General features: G+C 36.1%; 21 protein-coding genes and 1 pseudogene. 5 read left to right on the plus strand and 17 right to left on the minus strand.

Annotated elements, in window-relative coordinates; translation table 11 throughout:
• Positions 1–104: 104 nt before the first annotated feature.
• The 3 genes from VUJ46_RS09845 to VUJ46_RS09855 all read right to left on the minus strand — a co-directional run bounded on the left by VUJ46_RS09845 (position 105) and on the right by VUJ46_RS09855 (position 2353).
• The gene (locus VUJ46_RS09845; protein WP_326984807.1) at positions 105–980 is read right to left on the minus strand and encodes a tyrosine-protein phosphatase; all 876 of its coding nucleotides are present in this window, start codon (positions 978–980) and stop codon (positions 105–107) included.
• A gap of 184 nt (positions 981–1164) precedes the next feature.
• Complete coding sequence (locus tag VUJ46_RS09850; RefSeq protein ID WP_326984808.1) at positions 1165–1794, minus strand: thiamine diphosphokinase; 630 nt, start codon at positions 1792–1794, stop codon at positions 1165–1167.
• The gene (locus VUJ46_RS09855; protein ID WP_326984809.1) at positions 1784–2353 is read right to left on the minus strand and encodes a cob(I)yrinic acid a,c-diamide adenosyltransferase; all 570 of its coding nucleotides are present in this window, start codon (positions 2351–2353) and stop codon (positions 1784–1786) included. Before VUJ46_RS09855 ends, VUJ46_RS09850 begins: the two co-directional genes overlap by 11 nt.
• Before the next feature lie 509 nt (positions 2354–2862).
• Here VUJ46_RS09855 and VUJ46_RS09860 point away from each other — a divergent pair.
• Complete coding sequence (locus VUJ46_RS09860) at positions 2863–3354, plus strand: DinB family protein (RefSeq protein ID WP_326984810.1); 492 nt, start codon at positions 2863–2865, stop codon at positions 3352–3354.
• Between the two features lie 316 nt (positions 3355–3670).
• On the opposite strand, the gene VUJ46_RS09865 is transcribed toward VUJ46_RS09860, so the two are convergent.
• The 4 genes and pseudogenes from VUJ46_RS09865 to lptB all read right to left on the minus strand — a co-directional run.
• Positions 3671–4621: a helix-turn-helix transcriptional regulator gene (locus VUJ46_RS09865; RefSeq protein WP_326984811.1), complete on the minus strand. Its 951-nt coding sequence runs from the start codon at positions 4619–4621 to the stop codon at positions 3671–3673.
• Between the two features lie 97 nt (positions 4622–4718).
• Complete coding sequence (locus tag VUJ46_RS09870; protein ID WP_326985090.1) at positions 4719–6446, minus strand: ABC transporter ATP-binding protein; 1728 nt, start codon at positions 6444–6446, stop codon at positions 4719–4721.
• A gap of 178 nt (positions 6447–6624) precedes the next feature.
• Entirely contained in the window at positions 6625–7704 is a 1080-nt protein-coding gene (locus tag VUJ46_RS09875; protein WP_326984812.1) for a baeRF3 domain-containing protein, read from the minus strand.
• Between the two features lie 559 nt (positions 7705–8263).
• Positions 8264–8989, minus strand: a pseudogene (lptB, locus tag VUJ46_RS09880) (LPS export ABC transporter ATP-binding protein); the annotation flags it as partial.
• 276 nt (positions 8990–9265) lie between these two features.
• Here lptB and VUJ46_RS09885 point away from each other — a divergent pair.
• The gene (locus VUJ46_RS09885) at positions 9266–9994 is read left to right on the plus strand and encodes a hypothetical protein (protein WP_326984813.1); all 729 of its coding nucleotides are present in this window, start codon (positions 9266–9268) and stop codon (positions 9992–9994) included.
• 353 nt (positions 9995–10347) lie between these two features.
• Here the strand turns inward: VUJ46_RS09885 and hemB are convergent, their stop codons facing one another.
• Positions 10348–11337, minus strand: coding sequence for a porphobilinogen synthase (gene hemB / locus VUJ46_RS09890; RefSeq protein WP_326984814.1), 990 nt, complete (start codon positions 11335–11337; stop codon positions 10348–10350).
• Between the two features lie 118 nt (positions 11338–11455).
• Between hemB and VUJ46_RS09895 the strand changes: the two genes are divergently transcribed.
• From VUJ46_RS09895 to VUJ46_RS09905, 3 genes are all read left to right on the plus strand, one after another.
• Positions 11456–11806, plus strand: coding sequence for a T9SS type A sorting domain-containing protein (locus tag VUJ46_RS09895; protein WP_326984815.1), 351 nt, complete (start codon positions 11456–11458; stop codon positions 11804–11806).
• Positions 11807–11912: 106 nt separating this feature from the next.
• Positions 11913–12824, plus strand: a complete 912-nt coding sequence (locus tag VUJ46_RS09900; RefSeq protein ID WP_326984816.1) for an ABC transporter ATP-binding protein — start codon at positions 11913–11915, stop codon at positions 12822–12824.
• A 4-nt stretch (positions 12825–12828) separates the two neighbouring features.
• Positions 12829–14139: an ABC transporter permease gene (locus VUJ46_RS09905; protein ID WP_326984817.1), complete on the plus strand. Its 1311-nt coding sequence runs from the start codon at positions 12829–12831 to the stop codon at positions 14137–14139.
• A 386-nt stretch (positions 14140–14525) separates the two neighbouring features.
• On the opposite strand, the gene VUJ46_RS09910 is transcribed toward VUJ46_RS09905, so the two are convergent.
• The 9 genes from VUJ46_RS09910 to lpxD form a co-directional block, all read right to left on the minus strand.
• Positions 14526–15218, minus strand: a complete 693-nt coding sequence (locus VUJ46_RS09910) for a porin family protein (protein ID WP_326984818.1) — start codon at positions 15216–15218, stop codon at positions 14526–14528.
• 15 nt (positions 15219–15233) lie between these two features.
• The gene (gene sucD, locus VUJ46_RS09915) at positions 15234–16106 is read right to left on the minus strand and encodes a succinate--CoA ligase subunit alpha (protein ID WP_312390692.1); all 873 of its coding nucleotides are present in this window, start codon (positions 16104–16106) and stop codon (positions 15234–15236) included.
• Between the two features lie 198 nt (positions 16107–16304).
• A complete protein-coding gene (locus tag VUJ46_RS09920) occupies positions 16305–16616 on the minus strand; it encodes a hypothetical protein (RefSeq protein ID WP_326984819.1) in 312 nt (103 codons plus the stop codon).
• Positions 16617–16752: 136 nt separating this feature from the next.
• Positions 16753–17652 (minus strand): UDP-3-O-(3-hydroxymyristoyl)glucosamine N-acyltransferase, encoded by a 900-nt coding sequence (locus VUJ46_RS09925; protein WP_326984820.1) that lies wholly within the window; start codon positions 17650–17652, stop codon positions 16753–16755.
• 214 nt (positions 17653–17866) lie between these two features.
• Entirely contained in the window at positions 17867–18433 is a 567-nt protein-coding gene (gene efp / locus VUJ46_RS09930) for an elongation factor P (protein WP_267401682.1), read from the minus strand.
• A gap of 12 nt (positions 18434–18445) precedes the next feature.
• Positions 18446–18781, minus strand: coding sequence for a hypothetical protein (locus tag VUJ46_RS09935; RefSeq protein ID WP_326984821.1), 336 nt, complete (start codon positions 18779–18781; stop codon positions 18446–18448).
• A gap of 16 nt (positions 18782–18797) precedes the next feature.
• Entirely contained in the window at positions 18798–19592 is a 795-nt protein-coding gene (gene lpxA, locus VUJ46_RS09940) for an acyl-ACP--UDP-N-acetylglucosamine O-acyltransferase (RefSeq protein WP_326984822.1), read from the minus strand.
• Positions 19593–20990, minus strand: a complete 1398-nt coding sequence (locus tag VUJ46_RS09945; RefSeq protein ID WP_326984823.1) for a bifunctional UDP-3-O-[3-hydroxymyristoyl] N-acetylglucosamine deacetylase/3-hydroxyacyl-ACP dehydratase — start codon at positions 20988–20990, stop codon at positions 19593–19595.
• On the minus strand, positions 20983–22014 hold the full coding sequence (gene lpxD / locus VUJ46_RS09950) for a UDP-3-O-(3-hydroxymyristoyl)glucosamine N-acyltransferase (RefSeq protein WP_326984824.1): 1032 nt from the start codon (positions 22012–22014) through the stop codon (positions 20983–20985). Before lpxD ends, VUJ46_RS09945 begins: the two co-directional genes overlap by 8 nt.
• Between the last annotated feature and the right edge of the window lie 46 nt (positions 22015–22060).

Here is a 22060-nt window from a genome sequence, read left to right on the forward strand (position 1 = left end):
TAAGTGAATTAAGAAATGCAAAATTGCTAAAAAAGTTTGATTTTTTCGCGTTAAATTTATTATAAATTTTAAGCTGTTTTTGAGTAAAAATTTCGTCTAAATTATTAATATGTAAACTTATGAATATATTCCTGTCTTTTATTTTCAGAAATTCCCAACACCTGTTGAACATAAATATCAGTTGAACCATATTTATTATTGATTTCATTAAAAGCAGCTTCCAAATAATCGGTTTCTACCCAACTCAGTTTTTCCAGTACGTTTACATCCATTTTCGGATAGAGAAAATGGAGATTATTGGCAAGATTTAATCTTTTATCAATTAACTTCTTCCTGTAATTATTGGATAAAAGATAATCATTATCAATGGTTTGCCTATCGAATTTTAAAATCGTCAAGATCAAAGCGGTCGTGATTCCGGTACGGTCTTTTCCGGCTGTACAGTGATATAAAATGGGCTGATCTGATTCTAAAATCTCAGTGATAATTTTTTTGATGACCTCAGGATTTTCTGTCACGTAATCTTTATAAAAATCAAGCATTCTTTTATCTGCATCAGAACCATTGACTTTTCCTTTTAATACAAGTTTTTTAGCCTGATCCAATTGATCCCCTTCATCTTCAAAAGCGGAATAGTTTTTATAAATAATTCCCTTGGGAAGATTATCTGGTTTTTGAGCAATTTCTTTTGAATTTCGAAGATCGATAATTTCTCTGATTCCTAATTTTTCAAGTTCATCAAAAGAACTTTTCTTTAATTGATGAAGATGTCCGCTTCTGTAAAATTTTCCGCTTTTTAAAGTTCTTCCGTCAATATTTTTAATATTGGCCACTTCACGAAAATTATGAACTTTTTTGATCTTAATATCTTTTTCAGTTTCTGCTTTTCCGTATTCGGGTGCAGAAAAGCCTTGTGTTTTACAGGAGAAAACACAAAATAATGTGATGATTAGAGATGATATTTTGACTAAATTTTTCATTCTTTATTTTCCCACGGATTACGCAGATTTTCACAGATGTTTGTGGAATATTTTTTAGGTTTTGGCTAAAGCCAAATTTAATTATTTTTTACTTTTCAAACGGGCTAAAGCCCGTTCCTACTGATGTTGTGAATCTTTAGTATTTTAATTTTTAATCTAAAAATTTGTGGCAATAGTGTTTAAGCTACAAATATTTTTTTCCAATAAAAATCAGCAAATCTCCTTTTTCATAAGTGATGGACACATCATCATCAACAGCGAAGTTTCTTGTTAACAAATTACCTGTTATCCTCGCATTTTCATTTTTCAATTCCCAGTTTAAACCTTTTGTTGTTATATTTTCAGCAATTGGAAACGGATACAAGGAAATCATTTTATTATTTACATTCTTTAAAACGGTTTGTTGGGAGATAAAATAATAGGTTGAGTATTCGTCATAAAATCGAATATTCAATTGATCCTTAAATCCAAAAGCTACGGTGAGATTACCTAAAAAATGATCCTGCTCTCCTCCACTTCCTCCTAAAACATCGACGTTATGGAAGCCTTTTCCGGCAATAATCTCCAGAGCTTTATAAAAATCCGTTCTTTCCTGATCGGGCGTATGAATAAACTTATCGTGATACATATTTTCATCAGAACCCGAATGCGAATCGAAGTCACCTGAAATAAAATCCAGTTGATCTAATGGGAAATCCATCTTCTTAAGATAATGAAAAGCACCGTCTGTACAGGCAATTAAGCCATAATTTTCAGGATTCGGGAAAGATTTCGGAGCGTCTCCGTTGATGAAAAGCAATACTTTATCTTTCATTCGGATTCCAGTATTCTTCGGGCTCGTTATTGATTTTCGAAATATATCTTGCCAAAACAAATAGATAATCTGAAAGCCTGTTGAGATATTTAATCAACTCAGGACGAACTTCTTCCGCTTCGTTTAAGAATACCAAAGAACGTTCGGCTCTTCTACAAATAGTTCTTGCCGCGTGTAAAAATGTTGCCGGTTTTCCACCTCCGGGAAGGATGAAATACTGAAGCGGTTCTAATTTTTCATCAAAGGTATCCATCCAGTTTTCCAGTTCTTCTATTTCAGTGTCTGCAATAATTAATGGTAAACGGGATTTTCCGTTCGCCAACATGAGTTTATCTGCCGGAGTTGCCGCTTCTGAACCTACCGTAAATAAATCGAACTGTATTTTTTTTAACTGTTTTAAAACTTTCTCATCCTCGATATGGCTTTTGGCGATCCCAATGAATGAATTCAGTTCGTCTATGTTTCCGTAGCTGTCGACTCTTGCGCTCGCTTTTGAAACTCTTGTTCCACCGTACAATGCAGTCTGACCTTTATCTCCTGTTTTTGTATAAATTTTCATAGGACTAATTTACTTTTTTAAAGTCAGGTTTACAATAGTTAATGGTTTTTGGTTAACCGTTGATCGATTTCTTCTTTCTCACAACGACTTTATTTTGTTTTACCAACGACTCTCCTAGCCCGGATTGCAGCGGCATCCTTTTATGGTGCGGCCGGAACGCAGAGAAGGCCGTGCCATAAAAGATACAGCGAAAAGCCGGAAACAGCTACAAAAAGTTGATGGTTTTTGGTTGATAGTTGATAGAACTTATCTTCGAAATGATAATTAATATTCTTTGATTAACTTATTGTCTATTCATTTAAAATAAAAATGATCGATCTCCACAGACCGACCATCTACAAATTATTTATTTACCTAACAAAAGCGTAAGTATAACCCTCTAACGGAAAAAATTGCAGGATTATTTTAAAATTAAAAAATATTTTTTCAAGGTGAAAAAGCCTACTGACAAACTGTTGTCATAAGTCTGATTTACCTTTGTATCAACAAAAACAAACAACATTAAAATTATGACAACAACAGCAACCATCACAAAACAGTTTATGACTTCTGAGCAATTATTAGAACATTGGCAGGGTCACCGAAATTTAACAAGAAGAGTAATAGAGGCGTTTCCAGAAAAAGAATTATTTGAATTTTCCATTGGCGGCATGAGAACATTTGCAAAATTAGCTTGCGAATTGATCGGTATCGCGGGGCCTGCTTTAAAAGGAATTATAGATCGAAATATGGACGATTATAATGAAGAAGGTTTCAAGCCGGAAACAAAAGCTGATCTTTTGAAAAAATGGGATGAGGAAACGGAGGTAATCAACCATTATTTCGCTCAGATTTCGGAAGAGCGTTTTCAGGAGACCTTTAATTTATTCGGGCAGTATGAATTCCCGGTGTATCAGAATATTTTGTATTTTGTGGACAATGAAGTTCATCACAGAGGTCAGGGGTATACTTATTTAAGAGCCTTAGGAATAGAACCGCCTTTTTTTTGGGAGAGATTTTAGTGTCTTTGCTGCCTTTATGGAGACTAAAATTGCTGATTAAAAATAATGAATACAACTCAATCATTTCTAAACAAAAAAGCTTTCAGGATTTCTGAAGGCTTTTCATTTTTAAGGATTTTATATAATTTTTTTTGACGCAAAGTTTTATTTTTTTTTAAATTTTATTTAAGGAGCAAAGAGGAATCAACAAGTTGATTGATGAAGCGTTGTGGTGATACTGCGCGGAAGAATTTGACATTTTCCGGATGTTATGGATTGTTTGAAATCGATAGGATTGGATGCTTTTTTACATGATATTCTACTTTAAAAATCCATCTCAATACTTCTCAGAAATCCTATCCAATAAATTTCTGAGGCTTTCTTTTAAAGATTCCGGTTCTAAAACCTCAGCATAGTCTGCAAAAGTAATAAGCCAACGTGGAAAACCTTCTTTGATCCAATCAGTTTCAAAAATCAATTCAACACCATTTTCTCTTTCTATTTCTTCAACCAATCCATAATATTTTTTTGAATTAACGAGATGCCCAATAATTCTTTTTTCCACCAAAAGACGGACTTTCGTTTTATTTCCGTTGGGATTTTGCCGATAGTCATTAATTTGTCCGTATTCCTGTAAAAACGGATTCTGAGTTTTAAAAATCTGTAAAATCCTGTCGACACGAAACTGCCTGAAATCATTTCTCAACGTACAAAACGCCATGATATACCAATAATTAAACTCAAAGAAAACTCCCACAACTTCAATCGTCCGCATGGAAACTTTAGAATCCACCGTTTCGTATTCCAGCGTCAATTGCTTTTTTTCGGCAATACTTTCCAAAATAATCGGGATAATATTTCGGATTTTATCTTCCGGTTTAGGATGATAATTAAAAACATCGATCTGCTTTTCAATATTTTCAATTAAATTTTTATCCGAATATTTTAATACAGAACGAACCTTTTCCATGGCTGTCTGATAATGGTTTCCCAAACTTTCATGCAAAAATTTCTGCATCAGTTTTTCCGCCGTAATGAAGCTCAACACTTCTTCTTTTGTGAACATCACCGGTGGAAGTTTGTAACCATCCATCAAAGAATAACCACTTCCCGCTTCGCCAATAATCGGAATTCCGGCATTTTCCAACGTTTTTACATCACGATAAATCGTTCGGACACTTACATCAAATTTTTGGGCTAAATCCTGTGCTCTTACAATCGGTTTTGATTGTAATTGAGTGAGAATAGCCGTGACACGGTCGAGTTTTTTGAGGTAATGATCGTTCATGGACTGGTTGATAGTTGGCTGTTGATAGTTGATGGATTTAAAACTGTAAAATTATTAAATTGTTACATTGTTAAACTGCTAAATTGCTACATTTTATTTAATTATCCTTGTAAGTACTGACCAACTTATCCAAATTTAAACTTCTTGCCGAAGCATCGAAAATTTCACGATAAACACCGTTGATATGAACCAATTCATCGTGAGTTCCGCTTTCTACAACCTTACCTTTTTTCATCACATAAATTTTATCTGAATCTAAAATCTGTGACAGAGAATGGGAAATAATAATTACGGTTCTTCCTTCTTTGATAGCGTCTAGAGAGTTTTTAATCTGTTCGGTTGCAATCGCATCAAGACTAGCAGTTGGTTCATCAAGGAAAATAATAGGTGGGTTTTTTAAAAATAATCTTGCAATCGCAATTCTCTGTTGTTGCCCTCCAGAAAGTTGTGTTGCATCATGATTATATTTTTCGGGAAGATCCAAAATCTGCTCATGAAGGTAGGCTTTTTTTGCAGCTTCTTCAATTTCTTCAAAAGTCGCGTTCATATTTCCGTAGCGGATATTATCTTCGATACTTCCCTGGAAAATGTGGTTTTTTTGTAATACCAACCCCAAATCGTTTCTTAAATAAGTATTATCAAAATCATTCAAATTTACGTTATCCAACATAATTTCGCCGGAATCCGGAAGATAAAATTTACATAGAAGATTGATAACCGTTGATTTACCGGCTCCACTTAAACCAACCAAAGCGGTTGTTTTTCCGTTTTCTATTTTCATGGAAACATCGTGTAAAGCCTGAGTTCCGTTGGGATAAGTGAAATTGACATTTTTTAATTCAAAGTTTCCTTTGATGTCTTTTTCCACGAAGTTTCCGTTGGCCTCTTTTTCGTCATCAGCATTTAAAATATCGAAATATCCTTCCGCATAAATCATCGCATCATTCATGTCATCGTAAATCCTATGCAATTGTCGAATCGGCGCGGAAACATTGTTGAAAAGCATGATATGAAGCATGATCGCACCGATTGTCATTTGTTGATCCAAAACCAAATAAACTGTCAAAAGGATAATTAAAACAACACCGAACTGTTCGATAAAAGTTTTTAATCCGTCATAAATAAAATTCGTTTTTCGGGTGAACATCTGGCTTTCCATCAACTGCATCTGCAGATCGTATTGTTTTTTTCCTTCAAATTTTTCTCGGACAAAACTTTTAATCACCATAATTGAATTGATGAGATTCAACAGTCCTGAAGTTTTCTGTTCCCTCTGATTCCTCAAAGTTCGCCTAACGCCACCCAATTTTTTCGCCTGTAAGGAGCTGATATAAAAATAAATGGGGACAATAATGGTTGACACCATCCCGACATACATATTCTGCATGTACATAATAATGAGTGCGATGAAAGCATTTGAAAAAAGCGGTAACATATCAATAAAAAAATTCTGAACCAGGCGAGTCAGGCTTTCAATACCACGATCGATTCTGATCTGTAGCTTTCCTGACTCGTGATTTTCATCATTAAAGTAAGCAACGCGGTAGGTTAAAATCTTGTCAATTGCTGACTGTGCCAAAACGGAACTTACATTAATCCGAATTTTCTCACCATAAAATTTCTGTCCGAAATTGATGAAAATGTTCAATAATTCTTTCCCTAACAAAATAATGGAAATCAACACCAGAATATGGATTCCCTCGGACATAGGATGAGGAAGATGAGTAAGTTCCGTAACCTCATCTACGGTATATTTTAGAACAATGGGATTTACCTGTGCAGCAAGCGCTCCCAAAAACGTGAGAAACAGCGTTCCATAGATCATGGGGCGGTAGGGTTTAATAAAAGGAACGAGCTGTTTGTAAATTCCGAATAAAGTGACGGTTCTGTTAAAAGGTTTTGCCATAGCTGGTGATCTGGATCTTTAGTAAAAATAAGCCTTTTTTTACAATGTAGAGAAAAAGCCTGCACTTATGCAGGCTTTTACACTTGTAATTCTATTTTCAGTATCTGGTTTTCAGGACAATTTCCCCAATATCAAGAAGTTCATCCTGTTGGGTAAAATGTACCCTGCCTTTTTTAGAAAGAACCTCCCAGGAAATCATCGAAACAATATCATCCACTACTCCAGGATCTTTTGAATCTTCGACATATTCGAATGTCCTGTCATCGATCATTTTTACGGGTTGCTCAAAATCCTGATGAATGATCAGCAGGTCTCCCCTTCCGTCTAAAGATGCCTGATAAATTTCCTGAAGATCAGTGAGAATTTTTCCTGTAGGAACAGCTTCTTTTAATTCTTCAATGGCTTGTGCTCTTTCTTCTTTCTGTTTTTCCCTGATCATTTCATAGGCCTGTTCTACAATATGATGTTCATCAGATTCAGAGTAATTTTTATGGTCGTGCCCTATATAAATTGAAGGAATATCGGCGACTTCCAATAATTTATTGTAATTATCGGAGGTACTGATGACGATTACTTTAAGATCTGTTTTTCTGTACATCTCCACCACTGATTTATCGATTCTGTTAAAATATTCCTTCACCTGATTATCCACTTGTTTTCCGTCACTTCTAATATCGGCATGGGTAATATAAAATGGATTTTCCGGAAAAGGGAATCCTCCATCACGAACTTCTCTGATTATTTTATCGTTTTCAGCCTGGAAAAGTTTTGTGCCGCTTTGTGCCAATACAAGAATCAGATATTCCTGAGATCTTACGGCAGCTTTAATTAACGGACGGACAGCAAATCTGGCATCAATTTCCACCGTATTGCTTCTTGCGGGCCAGGTTGACTTTATTATTTCTTCAGTTTCGTCGGATAAGAATAGGTGCAGACTTTCCAGATTATGCTGATGATCTATCTTTTCAGAAATAATAGCCAGTTTTTCCAGGACTCCGGAAGCCGGTCTTTTTCCGAATTCATCGATTACACGGTTTTCAGCCTCTTTGATCAGGTTTTTAAGTACAATTTCATCCTGCTGATTTTCAGGTGAAGTCCTGTGCGTGTTCATAGAGATTGTTACAGAAGTTTCATTTACCTGAGAGGCCAGTTTCTCTAATTTTTCTTTTAATGTCATCGTGTATATTTTTTTAAAATTGTTTCAATGATAATTATTATTATCTATTCCCTAGTTAATCAAAAACAATACCTATTTGTGACATCTGTATTACAAAAATCAATCCTCAATTCTTCTTTTCTCGTTTAAATTTAAAAAAAATGATCAATATCAGAAAAGAATGGATACAGAAAAGAACAGAATGGCTCTGTTCTTTTTTGTTATTATGTGTGTTTATTTTTTATGCTTCGAAGGCTTCACTGGTCAGGTAATGTAGTTCCGGCTTACTTGCTGCCTTAGATTCTGCCTCTGCCTGCTCCAAAGAATAAAGTGAATTAATTTCTTTTTTTTGCAGGACGAAAGAATTATTTGCATTCTTATCTACAACTTCATTAAGGATATGTCTGATTTCCAGACTACTTCCTAATGCAGCAAAACTAATATCTTCAAAGCCATGCATCAATCTCAAGTCATCAAACTGAGCAAAATTCTCATCTACGAAGCTCTGGAACTGCGCTCGTGAATCAAAATTTCCTGCCCAGATATTGTAGACATAGCTTTTCTTTTTTTCTTTATCAAAAATACTTTGGTACACGAAGTTTTCACCTAAATAAGCTTCTCTTACCTGCGGATCATTGGCCAATTCTTCGGGAAGACCTTCTTTCAGAATTCGCCCTTCAAACATGATGTATGTTTTATTGGTAATCGCCAAAGTCTGCTGTACGTTGTGATCGGTAATCAGAATTCCGATGTTTTTGTCGGTAAGACTTCTTACAATTTTTTGGATATCTTCCACCGCAATCGGGTCAACTCCGGCAAAAGGTTCGTCCAGTAAAATAAAACTGGGGTCTGTTGCCAGACATCTTGCGATCTCGGTTCTACGTCTCTCACCACCGGATAAAAGATCTCCACGGTTTTTACGAACGTGCTGTAGTGAAAATTCTTCTACCAACTCGTCACATTTCATCTGCTGTTCCCGTTTTGAGAGTTTCGTCAATTGTAAAACTCCCATAATATTTTCTTCCACCGAAAGTTTACGGAAAACAGACGCTTCCTGCGCCAGATAACCGATACCTTTTTGTGCTCTCCGGTACATCGCATCCGTTGTTATTTCCTGTTTGTCCAGAAAAATTTTCCCCGAAGTAGGCTTAACCAAACCAACAATCATATAAAACGAAGTAGTTTTCCCTGCTCCATTCGGCCCAAGCAAACCAACAATTTCTCCCTGCTGAACCTGTACAGAAACGCCTTTTACCACTTTTTTAGGGCCGTATTCTTTGATTAAGTTTTCTCCTCGTAAAATCATAACGGCAAAGATAAAGTTTTTTTGAATTCAAATTTTAGATTGAAGGTTGCGTGTAAAAGTTTTATGATATTTTAATATGTGGTTTGATGTATCCTTCGGCTGCTTCGCGCTAACGATGACATCGGCAAATCATTCTGTTTTTTTGTTTAATTAAACATTTAGCATTACCTCTGTCATCTTGAGCGAAGTCGAAGGATTTCAAAAAATAATATTTAAATCTTAGCAGCTTTATTTTATTTCCATAATTTTAAAGACAAATCAATTCTCAAATTTATTATGCAAAATAATCAACAACTAACTGATCTTTTAGCCTTAGATCTTGGTCTAAATATCGTTAATAGAAGACCGTATGCCAAAGAAGTTTTCAAATGGCAGGATATGGATCTTCTTCCTCATTCTTCAACCGATACTTTGCTGTGCGAAATTTTCGAATGGAATGGGAGAAACTGGCGAACTACGGGAAATAATTTAATAGGATTTTTGTTTTCTGGAGAAAATTTAAGCTTTATGAAAAATCAACTGATCAATGTTCCGAAAAATCCGGCTTTGATTCCTGATTTTGAATTTACCAAAGAAAGTATGCTGGAATATGGTCTTTCACTGCCTTCCCTATTTAATATCGGAATTAATGGAAATATTAAAAGTGCAAAAGATTTTTCTGTAAAAGTAAATGGTGTTACGAAATCAAGAATCACGAATATAGATTCTCCCGGCATTGAAATTCTGAGAAATTATTCTGAATTCACTCAGAATAAGTCTAAAACATACCGAAAAAATGTGAAGTTTAATTTTTTAAGCACCTCACTTTTTTATGCAGAAAGTGTGGAAGTTTATCTTGAAAAAGATTCGGGCGTCGCTCTGGATGTAAGTTTTCAGACAAAAGATGTTGAAGTAGAAGCAAAAATCAATACTGACACCAAAAAGAATTTTGTTTTGAAATATACCGGAAATCAGTCACCTTTTGCAGCAAAATTTACCAAAGGAAAAGATTTTGATATTTCTTAGAGGCTGTTTAAATTTTATTGCCAAAAATTTTTATAGCTATTTTGAGATGGATTTTTTGCTTCGTGTTTGCAGATTTAGCGGGCTAAATCAAAAATAGGAAGTGAAAAATACGCTCAAAAGAGCATCAAAATTGAGCAAAGATCAACTTCATTAAGGATAATAAATAAAACGGTAAAATTTTAAACAGGCTATTAATATCCATAGGAAATAATAAAGCAAATGGTCTTTAGCCAAAACTTAATATATGATTTCGAATCAGTACTGACAATAAGTTTTGGCTAAAGCCTCAAAAGCTGTAAAAAAGCGGGCCAAAGCCCGCTCCTATTGATAACATTGTTATTTTGAAATTTTAATTATCTGTTCAGAATCATCGCTGCTTCTTTCGCAAAATACGTAAAAATCATATCTGCTCCGGCTCTTTTAAAACAAGTTAAGCTTTCGATGATTGTTTTATCATTATCCAGCCAACCGTTTGCTGCTGCTGCTTTAACCATGGCATACTCTCCGCTTACGTTATACACGGCAATCGGAAGATCGATCGCCTCACGCACTTTGGAAACGATATCCAGATAAGGAAGTCCCGGTTTAATCATGATAATATCTGCTCCTTCATCAATATCTTTAAAAACTTCGTTTAACGCTTCTCTGGAATTGTGAAAATCCATCTGGTAGGTTTTTTTATCCTTCGGAATTTCCATATCATCTTTCGGAGCACTGTCTAAAGCACTTCTGAAAGGTCCGTAGAACGAACTTGCATATTTTGCAGCGTAGCTTAAAATACCAACATCCGTAAATCCGCTGTCTTCCAACGCCTCACGAATCACCTGTACTCTGCCGTCCATCATGTCACTTGGTGCCACAATGTCAGCTCCGGCTTCTGCATGTGACACAGACATTCTTGCCAATGCATCATTGGTTGCGTCATTTAGAATTTTACCGTTTTCTATAATACCGTCGTGTCCGTAAATTGAATACGGATCCAAAGCCACATCGGGCATAATTACCATCTCAGGAAGGGCATCTTTTATCGCTCTGATGGTATTTTGCATCAGCCCGTTTTTATTCCATGCTTCTTTTCCTGTATTGTCTTTCACCTCTTCTGAAACTTTCATGTAAAGATTGACAGCCTTTACTCCCAAAGAAAATAATTCCTTACATTCTTTCACCGTTAAATCTATACTCCTTCTGAAAATTCCCGGCATCGACGGGATGGGTTCCTGCTTGTTTTCTCCCTCCATTACGAAGATCGGCATTACGAAATCACTCGTCGTAAGAACATTTTCTCTTACCAAACTTCTCACAGATTCATTGACTCTAAGTCTTCTATTTCTTGAATGTATCATTTTGGAATACTTTTTGAATAAGTTTCTGCAAATTTACTACAAGTTATACAAAAAAATATTGCGTAGAATTGTAGAATTATTTATTTTTGTTTTAATATATTCGAGAAATTATAATTTGATGAAAAAAATTTTACTTTTATTAACATTTTTGAGCACATTTGTTGGTTTTTCCAACAATTTTAAGGCTCAAATAAAAGAACCCGGTGCGTTCTCTCAGAAGTCTGACGATGGGGTTTTGATAGCTTATCCGAATCCGGCGAAGGATTTCCTTATCTTTAAAGCTAAAGATACTTCGCTGAAGATCAAAAGTGTGACTTTTTATTCTATTTTGGGTACTCAGGTCGCCAACTATTCGGTGAATATGAATTCAGGGGAAGTAAATATTGAAAAATTGAAACCCGGAAAATATTTAATACGATATGTTTTAAGTGACAACACACAGAAGGTTACTCAAATCGTAAAACAATAAAATTAAATCCTGATAAACATCAGGATTTTTTCTTTTACATTAATTCTGTTTCAATTATTCCGTAACTTTCGGAACATTTTTATACTCATTATAAAAAAACAATTTAATGCTAAAAGCTGAACATATCAGGAAGACTTATAATGCCGGTAAAAAAGTAGCGTTGGATGATTTCAGCATCCATGTTCCCAAAGGCAGTATTTATGGTCTTTTAGGGCCTAACGGAGCCGGAAAAACTTCTTTTATCCGTATCATCAATCAAATTACGCAGGCTGACTCGGGAGAAATTAAAATCAACGGGCAGGCGCTCAATCCCAACCATATCAAGGATATAGGGTACATGCCTGAAGAAAGAGGTTTGTACAAAAATATGACCGTTGGCGACCAACTTCTCTATTTCGGAGAACTGAAAGGGATGAGTAAAAACGATGCGCTGAATGAAGCAAAAAAATGGTTTGACAAATTACATATCGACCAATGGTGGAAAAAGAAGCTTTCTGAGCTTTCAAAAGGGATGGCACAAAAAATTCAGTTTGTGGTAACCGTTCTGCACAGACCTCATCTTTTGATTCTTGATGAACCGTTTTCAGGTTTCGATCCCGTGAATGCCAATTTAATAAAGGATCAGATTATCGAGCTTAAAAATAACGGAACAACCATTATCCTTTCCACCCACCGAATGGAAAGTGTGGAAGAGATGTGTGATTACGTTGCTTTAATTAATCATTCAAAAAAAATTATCGACGGAAGGGTATTTGATGTTCGGGAAAAATTCAAGAAAAATATTTTCGGAATTACACTGGCAGATGTGGATAATACCCAACTTGATAGTTTTAAGCAAAAATATGAACTTTTGAATTTCTCACATCAAAATAATCTGACCTCATTTGATATTAAAAATGTAAGCGAGCAGAATCATCTATTGCTGGATCTGGTGAATGTTGGAAAAGTAAGGTCATTTGACGAAAAAATCCCGAGTATGAATGAAGTATTTATAAATGCGGTAAGCAATAACTCTTAATTTTATGAATAATATTTTTTTAATTACAAAAAGGGAGTTTCTGACGCAGGTTAAGAAAAAATCCTTCATTATATTAACTCTTCTCGCTCCTATTATGCTGATTGCTTTCGGAGCGGTGGTGGGCTTGATGTTCAAAGCCAATGAATCTCACAACATTATTGAAGTTGTGGATAAGAGCGGATTATTTATCAACCAACTTAAATCTGACGACCAGCTCAATTATATTTTTGTTTCTGCCACCGATGAAAAGTCGAAGATGAACAATTTAAAGGGCAATGAGTCAGTGAACGGCATTTTAATTTTACCGGAATTAAGAGATCAGGATTTTGATGAGCTTCAGAATAATTCGAGGTTAATTATTAATTCAAAAATAGGTTTTAAAACCAAACAGAAAATTATTTCTGACATCAATGAAGTGATCAAAAAAGAAAAGATAAAAAAATTAGGAATTGCAGAGAATAAGCTGGTTAATCTGGATAAAAATTTCACCCTGAAAACCATTAATGTTTCAGAAAATAATAAAGAAGATTCTGATCTTGTTTTTGGAGTAAAAAGCGTCCTAAGCATGCTTCTTATGTATGTTACCTTCATGTTTATCATCATTTATGGGGTGAGGGTTATGAGGAGCGTTTTGGAAGAGAAAAACAACCGTGTGGTGGAAATCATTATTTCTTCGGTAAAACCTTTTGAACTGATGATGGGAAAAATCCTGGGAGTAACAATGGTTGCTTTAACGCAGTTTATTGTTTGGATCACGATGTCGGTGATCGGTGCCTTGGTTTTAAATACCGGATTTAACTCACTACCAAAGAATATTCCTGGAGGAAATGAAGAGATGATGAGTAAATTTGATATTTTAAAGATTGGAACTGAGGTTTCCCATAGTTTATTAGAATTAAACTTTCCTTTGATCATCTTTGTTTTCATTATATTTTTCCTGTTGGGCTATATCTTCTACAGCTCCATTTATGCAGCCATAGGCTCTGCGGTAGATAATGAAACAGAAACACAGCAGTTTACTTTATTTGCGATATTACCATTGATGCTGGGGATGTACGGAAGTTTCTCCTTGATGAACAATCCTGACGGTCCTCTTGGCTTCTGGCTATCTATCATTCCGTTTACGTCTCCGGTGGCAATGATTGCAAGAATTCCTTATGGAGTTCCTGCCTGGCAGATTGTTTTGTCTATCACTCTTCTTTTGGCGACCACCGTTTTCATGATCTTTCTGGCAGGTAAAATCTACCGTGTCGGGATTTTAATGTATGGAAATAAAGCGACACTGAAAGAGATCTGGAAGTGGATTAGAGGATAGAATGGTTGATGGTTGATGGTTGCTATGCTTTGAATATTATTCAATTTTGCAGAGTATTATTAAGCGAACAGATTTTTAAAATTGAGATCTTTGAAATTTTTCGACTTCACGTTGTTTCGCCAAAAATGATAGGCGCAAAATTGAAAATCAAAAATGTATACCATTTTATCTTTGAAATTCCCTTTATATTATTCAGCCCCTCGGGTTTATAACATGATTGAATACGTATTCATCGGGTTTCACCAGACTCTACCGATATTCGGTTTATGAAGGTAAATTCAAAAAAAAAGGATTATACAAACCTTACAATTTTCACGACACTAAATAAAACAAAAACTCCCGAGAAATACATCTCGGGAGTTTTTTATTTTTCAAATGAAATATTTTTATTTGAAGATATAAGTAAGTCCTAAGCTCAGCACCTGCTCTGATTTGTTTTTATCAGATCCACCCGGTTCTTTTTTCAAACCTTTATAGGTATCTGATAATCCAAGATCATATTTTACTGCAACTTCGAGCTGTCTTTTATAACTATACCCAATACCAAATCCTACTCCAAAGTTAAAGCTGTTTGCTTTCCCGTTTACTCCAGGATATTTAGGATCAGTCACATCAGGATCGTAATACGGTCTTTTCACCGGTACGTCCTTCACGTTCTGGCTTAACAGGAAGTTAAACCTTGGTCCCACTAATCCAAAGAATTCTGATTCAGCCTCAGAAAAATATCCTTTAAAATAAACAGGAACGCTAAGATAATCGTTGGCATATCGTGCATTATAACCATCTACGCCTTTTGCATCTTTGTCCTTTCCTGTTTCTCCGGCACCGTAATATAATATCTCCGGCTGGATATAAAACTGGTTGGCTTTATCAATCGGTATCAAAGCCAATGCACCTGCCTGAAAGGTGTATCTTGGTCCTGAAGGATTGTGCGCATTTTTTACTCTGGAATAGTTAAGCCCCCCGGTTACCCCGAACCTTACATTTTTCAAAAAATTACCACCACTTTTGGCAGTTCCTTCCTGTGCGAAAGATAAAGTTGAGAGGGAAATTGTGGAGATTAATAAAAATTTTTTCATATGTTCTTGTTTAAATTATCCTAAAACTTTTGCGATCGTTGCTCCGATTTCAGCAGGAGAATCAACTACATTAATTCCGTTTTCTCTCATGATCTCCATTTTTGCCTGAGCCGTATCTTCAGCCCCCCCTACGATAGCACCAGCGTGTCCCATGGTTCTACCTTTAGGTGCCGTTTGTCCTGCGATGAAACCTACAACTGGTTTTGTAGAGCCACTCGCCTTGTACCATCTTGCTGCCTCAGCTTCAAGACCACCACCAATTTCTCCGATCATTACCACAGCTTCTGTTTCTGGATCGTTGATGAATAATTCTAAAGCTTCTCTTGTTGTCGTTCCGATAATTGGGTCACCCCCGATACCGATTGCTGTGGAAATACCATAACCAGCTCTTACCACCTGATCAGCAGCTTCATAAGTTAAAGTTCCTGATTTTGAAACGATACCTACTTTTCCTTTTTTGAAAACGAAACCTGGCATAATACCAATTTTAGCTTCTTCAGAAGTAATGATTCCCGGGCAGTTTGGACCGATTAATCTGCAGTCTTTGTCAGCGATATAAGATTTTACTTTCACCATATCCGCTACCGGAATACCTTCAGTAATACATACGATAACTTTGATACCTGCTTCTGCAGCTTCCATAATGGCATCCGCAGCAAATGCAGGCGGTACGAAAATAATACTTACGTTAGCCCCAGCCTTAACTACAGCATCAGCTACAGTATTGAATACCGGCTTTCCTAAGTGCTCGCTACCTCCTTTTCCCGGAGTAACACCACCTACAACGTTGGTTCCGTATTCGATCATCTGGCTTGCATGGAAAGTACCTTCGTTCCCTGTAAATCCTTGTACAATTACTTTAGAATCTTTGTTTACTAAAATTGACATTTTATTATAATTTTAATTTATTTATTATTTTATTAATCTTCACAAAAATAACGATTATTTGCCGTTAAAAAAAAATTTTAATTCTGATTTATTCGTCATATTTCTTTAATATCTCTAACAAATTTTCGTCTTTGAGTTTATTGTAGTTAATCTTCTCAATAATAGGCTCTAATTCAGGTTTATCTGCCATTAAAGCTTTCAGTTTTTTCTGTTATTAACAAGAAGACTTAGTACCTGCCTTATACCATTTTTAAACAGAATATCTGCACTTTGTACCGAACCGTCATAGCTGTTGGCGCGATAACTCCTGTACCATTTAATTTTCCCGTCATATAACTGCTCTATTAAAAATTTTTGATAATCAAAAGCATGAACAAAAACTCTTTCCTTATTTTTAAGGTCGGTAAATTCAATTTTTTGAATATCTGAAGCTGCATATCTAACTTTTTTTCCATCTTCTAACAAAGTAACTTTTTTATCGGAAACAGATAACTCGTTAATTTGATTCAAGTCAAACATATTAACACTGAAAGGAATTTTTGTGTTTATAACGTTTCCGTCATTCATGGTTCTTTGGCATCAATTTCAGTTTTTTGGCCAAAAGTAATAATCGAAATAAAAATGAATAGATAGCATAATTTTTTCATTATAAATTTCTCAATTTCACTTCCTTTTTAAGATACGTTTTATAATCCTCGGCAAACATACCAATGTATGTTCCTTTTTGAAGGTCTCTGTTGACACCCGTTTTGCCTAACAGTACAGATCCGCTTTCGATTGTATTGCCAGACGCGATACCTACTTGTCCCCACAGTGTGACTTCATCACCAATGACACAACATCCGGCAACTCCCACTTGGGAAGCAATCAGACATTTTTTACCAATAATGGTATCATGTCCGATCTGGATCTGATTATCTAATACTGAACCTTCTCCAATTACCGTAGAATCTGTAACGCCACGGTCGATGGTGCATCCGTTTCCGATTTCCACATTGTTTTCGATCACCACATTTCCGACAGAAATTAAACGGTCGAAATTTCCATCGAGTTTACGGTAATAAAATGCGTCCCCACCCAAAACCGTGTTTGACTGGATCACTACATTGTCTCCTATCACTGTTCTGTCACCAATGACAACATTTGGAAAAATAAGCGTATTTTTTCCTATCACAACATTGTTTCCGATAACGGCTGTACGATGGATTTTTGTGCCTTCCCCAATTTCTGCATCATGAAGCTCTTCCGTAAAATTATAAATTCTCGTAAAGTGTGTATTGATTTTATTGAAATCTCTGAAAGGATCATCTGAAACCAATAATGCTTTGCCTTCAGGACATTCAACTTCTTTGTCGATCAAGATTATGGTTGCCGCAGAATTTAATGCTTTATCATAGTATTTCGGATGATTTACGAAAACGATATCACCTGGTCTTACTCTATGAATTTCGTTGGTTCCCAATACTTCAAAATCTTCTGAACCCAGGAATTTTGCGCCGATAATTTCAGCTATCGTTTTCAGTTTTTGTGGCTGATGAAACGTCATGTCTTTAAATGATGTTTGGTTATCAACTTTGTCAAAGTTTGGAACTTTGACAAAGTTTTTTGCGGTTTACATTTGCAGTCCAGCCTCTGTGGAGCTCTTTTCGTTTCACTTGAGAAGTCAAACAAAAAAGCGGGAACGGAGGATGGAAATAGCTGCCCTAAAAAATGAAAGCTGAAAGTTGTGATACTTCCAGCTTCATGATATCGTAAAATAATTATTCTTTTACTCTTTCTAAGTAAGAACCGTCTTCAGTGCTCACTTTAATTTTATCTCCCGGCTCAATGAACAAAGGAACCATTACTCTAGCTCCCGTTTCAACGATTGCATTTTTAAGAGCATTGGTCGCTGTGTTACCTTTCACCCCCGGATCGGCCTCCACAACTTCAAGATAAACAGATTGTGGCAATTCAGCAGAAAGCGGAGTCTCATCAGCCTCTTTCAGGATGATTGTTACTTCTTCCCCTGCTTTCATCAGGTTTGAGTTTTCAATCATTTCTTTATTTAAATACAATTGAGAGAAGTCATCATTATTCATGAAGTGGAATCCGTTCTCATCATCATAAAGATACTGGAACTTTCTGGTGATCACTTTCACTTCCTCGATTTTATGACCTGCAGAAAAAGTGTTATCAATAACTTTTCCATTGGTTACTGATTTTAATTTTGTTCTTACGAAAGCAGGACCTTTACCTGGTTTTACGTGAAGAAACTCGATTACTTTAAAAATATCATTGCTGTATTCAATACAAAGTCCTTTTCTGATATCGTTACTTGTTGCCATTAATTTTTTATATTATTTTCTTTTATTAAACTGTATTCCCTGCCCTTGCATTGGCATTCGGTTGTATAAATTATTATTAAATGCATTTACATTATTTTGCAGCCTGTTCACGTTCGTCTGTACGTCAGATTGATATGAATGGGTTGTCCCCCAAATAGAACCACTGCCTACCGTATTCTGCTTCAGACTATTATTTAAATTATTTTTAGCAAGGCTGTCACTGGATTTTGATGGGATTATTCTCTCCATTGACATTCTGCTTTCTTTAATAATTTTTAAACCTTCTGTTTGCTGGCCTAACAATGGGTTTATCGCTGAAAATATAATAAGCAGGATTGCATTTTTCATTTATACTTTACTAAAATTACTCTCTTTCTTTACCTGTTCCGTATCCCTTTACGATACCTCTAGGTGAATTTTGAATGAACTGAAGGATCTCATCTCTTTCCGCTGTTGGAAGCATTTCTTTTTCAATATATACCAATGCCTGGGTCACATTCATTTTCATTTGAAAAATATATCTGTAGATTTTCTGAATTTCAAAGATTTTTTCATTACTGAAGCCTCTTCTTCTGAGTCCCACAGAATTGATCCCCGCGTAAGAGATAGGTTCCCTTCCCACTTTAATATAAGGCGGAATATCTTTTCTGATTAATGAACCTCCCGAGATCATGGTATGTTTCCCTATTTTCCCGAACTGCTGAACTGCGGATAGGCCTCCCATTACTGTATAGTCACCAATCTCGACATGGCCTGCAATACCGCATCCATTGGCAATAATAACATTATTACCAATGATACAATCGTGAGCAACGTGAGAAGTAGCCATAATGAGACAGTTATCTCCTACCTTTGTATATCCCAGGGCTTTTGTTCCTTTGTTAACGGTTACACATTCTCTAAGCGTGGTATTATCCCCAATGATTGTTTGTGTATCTTCACCATCAAATTTAAGGTCCTGCGGAATAGCAGAAATAACAGTTCCGGGAAAAATTTTACAATTTTTCCCGATTCTTGCTCCATCCATAATGGTAACATTAGAACCAATCCAAGTTCCTTCTCCTATCTCAACATCTGCAGCGATGGTAGTAAATGGTTCTACTACCACATTTTTGCTGATTTTCGCACGTTTATCTACGGCTGCTAATTGATGAATCATTTAATCAATTTTATTTTTTGCAACTTGAGCCATCAGCTCCGCTTCCACTGCTACTGCATCTCCAACATATCCGTAGCCCTGCATATGAACAATACCTCTTCTTATAGGCTCTATAAGCTCAATTTTAAAAATAATGGTATCTCCCGGCACCACTTTTCTCTTAAATTTCACTTTGTCAATTTTAATGAAATAGGTAGAATAGTTTTCCGGATCCGGAACGCTTGCCAATACCAGAATCCCACCGGTCTGTGCTAAAGCTTCCACCTGTAAAACTCCTGGCATTACAGGTTCTTTAGGGAAATGACCAACGAAGAAAGGCTCATTCATTGTTACATTTTTTAAACCTACCACGTGAGAATCTGAAAGCTCAAGAATTTTATCGATCAATAAGAACGGGGGTCTGTGAGGCATCAACTTCATAATTCCATTGATATCGAACACAGGCTCTTTTGTTAAATCAAAATCAGGAACGTTTTTCTTTTTTTGCAATTTCCATTGGCGGTTCAGTTTTTTGGCAAATTGAGTATTTACGAAATGTCCCGGTTTATTGGCAATTACTTTCCCTTTTATTTTCACTCCTGCCAACGCTAAATCACCAATTACATCCAGTAATTTATGTCTTGCCGCTTCGTTCGGGTAGTTTAAATTCAAATTATCAAGAATTCCGTTCGGACGTATAGAAACATTGTCTTTTCCGAAAGCTTTCTTTAATTTTTCTGTTGTATCCGGAGTCAGGTCCTTATCTACATAAACAATTGCATTGGAAATGTCTCCCCCTTTAATTAAACCATGATCTAAAAGCATCTCCAGCTCGTGCAGGAAACTGAACGTTCTTGCCGATGAGATTTCTTCTTTAAACTCGGAAATATTTTTTAAGGTGGCATTCTGGGTACCTAAAACTTTAGTTCCAAAATCAACCATTGTGGTTACCTCGTAATTATCTGAAGGAATAATGGTGATCTCCGAACCGGTAGCCGGATCACTATAGGTAAGAACTTCTTTTATCACAAGATATTCTCTTGCAACATTCTGGTCTACCACTCCAACACTTTCAATAGCTTCGACAAAGAATTTGGAAGATCCGTCCAAGATGGGAGGTTCGGCCGCATTCATTTCCAAAATTGCGTTATCAACATCGCAGCCCACCAGAGCAGCTAAAAGATGTTCGCAGGTTGTAATTTTTACCCCCAGCTTTTCTAATGTTGTCCCTCTTTCTGTTGCCACAACATAATTCACATCTGCCTCAACCTGAGGATGTCCCTCAAGGTCTGTTCTTACAAATATAAAACCTGTATTTTCTTTAGCAGGTTTAATGGTTAGTTTTACTTCTTTACCAGTATGAAGGCCAATTCCAGAAAGAGTTACCTCTTGCTGAAGTGTTTTTTGCATATCACTCATTAGTATGATCTTTTGAGGTATTCTCAAGATTATTTATTCTTTTTACGACTTCAGGAAGATTTCTGAAATGTACATAACTTCTCAGGTAGTCGTTATAGCTTATTGCCGGCGAGCCGTACAAGGTTTCTTTATCATTTACACTTGAATTCACACCACTCTGGGCCTGAATTTTCACCTGATTTCCGATTTTAATGTGTCCTACCACCCCTACCTGACCTCCGATCTGGTTCCAGTCGCCGATAACGGTTGAACCTGCAATTCCTGCCTGAGCCGCAATGACATTATTCTGGCCGATTTTCACATTATGGGCGATCTGAATTAGATTATCGATTTTGGTGCCTTTCCCAATCATGGTAGAACCAATCGTTGCTCTGTCGATACTACAGTTAGAACCGATTTCCACATCATCTTCAATGATGACATTTCCCAGCTGGGGAATTTTTTTAAATCCTTCGGCTGTAGGCTGAAAACCAAAACCGTCTCCTCCGATTACGGTATTGGAATGAATTACGCAGTTATCCCCGATAATACAATAGTCATAAATTCTGGCACCACTGTCAATTTTACAGTTTTTACCAATTTTTACTCCTTTACCGATATATACCTGGGGATAGATCTGGGTACCTTCACCAATTTTCGCTTTTTCGGAAACATAGGTAAACGCCCCGATATACACATTTTCACCGATGACTACTGTATCGTGAATAGATGAGCCGTCCTCAATGCCCTGTTTTCGCCCCTGCATCTCCTGATATAAATTCATCAGAATCTGAAAAGCAAGGTAAGCATCCTTTACAGCAATGATGGTGGGCGTATACGTATCTTTTGTTAAGAGATTTTCAGAAACAATAAGAACGGAGCAGTTGGAGGTATCTAAAAAATGGGCAAACCGATCCTGTGCTATAAAAGAAAGGTGCCCGGATTCCCCACCTTCAATAGGTGAAACCCCTTTAATAAGCGCATTTTCGTCGCCTATTATTTTTCCGTCAATAAAACTTGCAATTTGCGAAGCTGTAAATTCCATATTCTGCAAAGATAAGAAATTCTATAATTCGCAAACATTTTTTAAT

It is taken from the genome of Chryseobacterium sp. MYb264 (genome assembly GCF_035974275.1).
Lineage (GTDB): Bacteria > Bacteroidota > Bacteroidia > Flavobacteriales > Weeksellaceae > Chryseobacterium.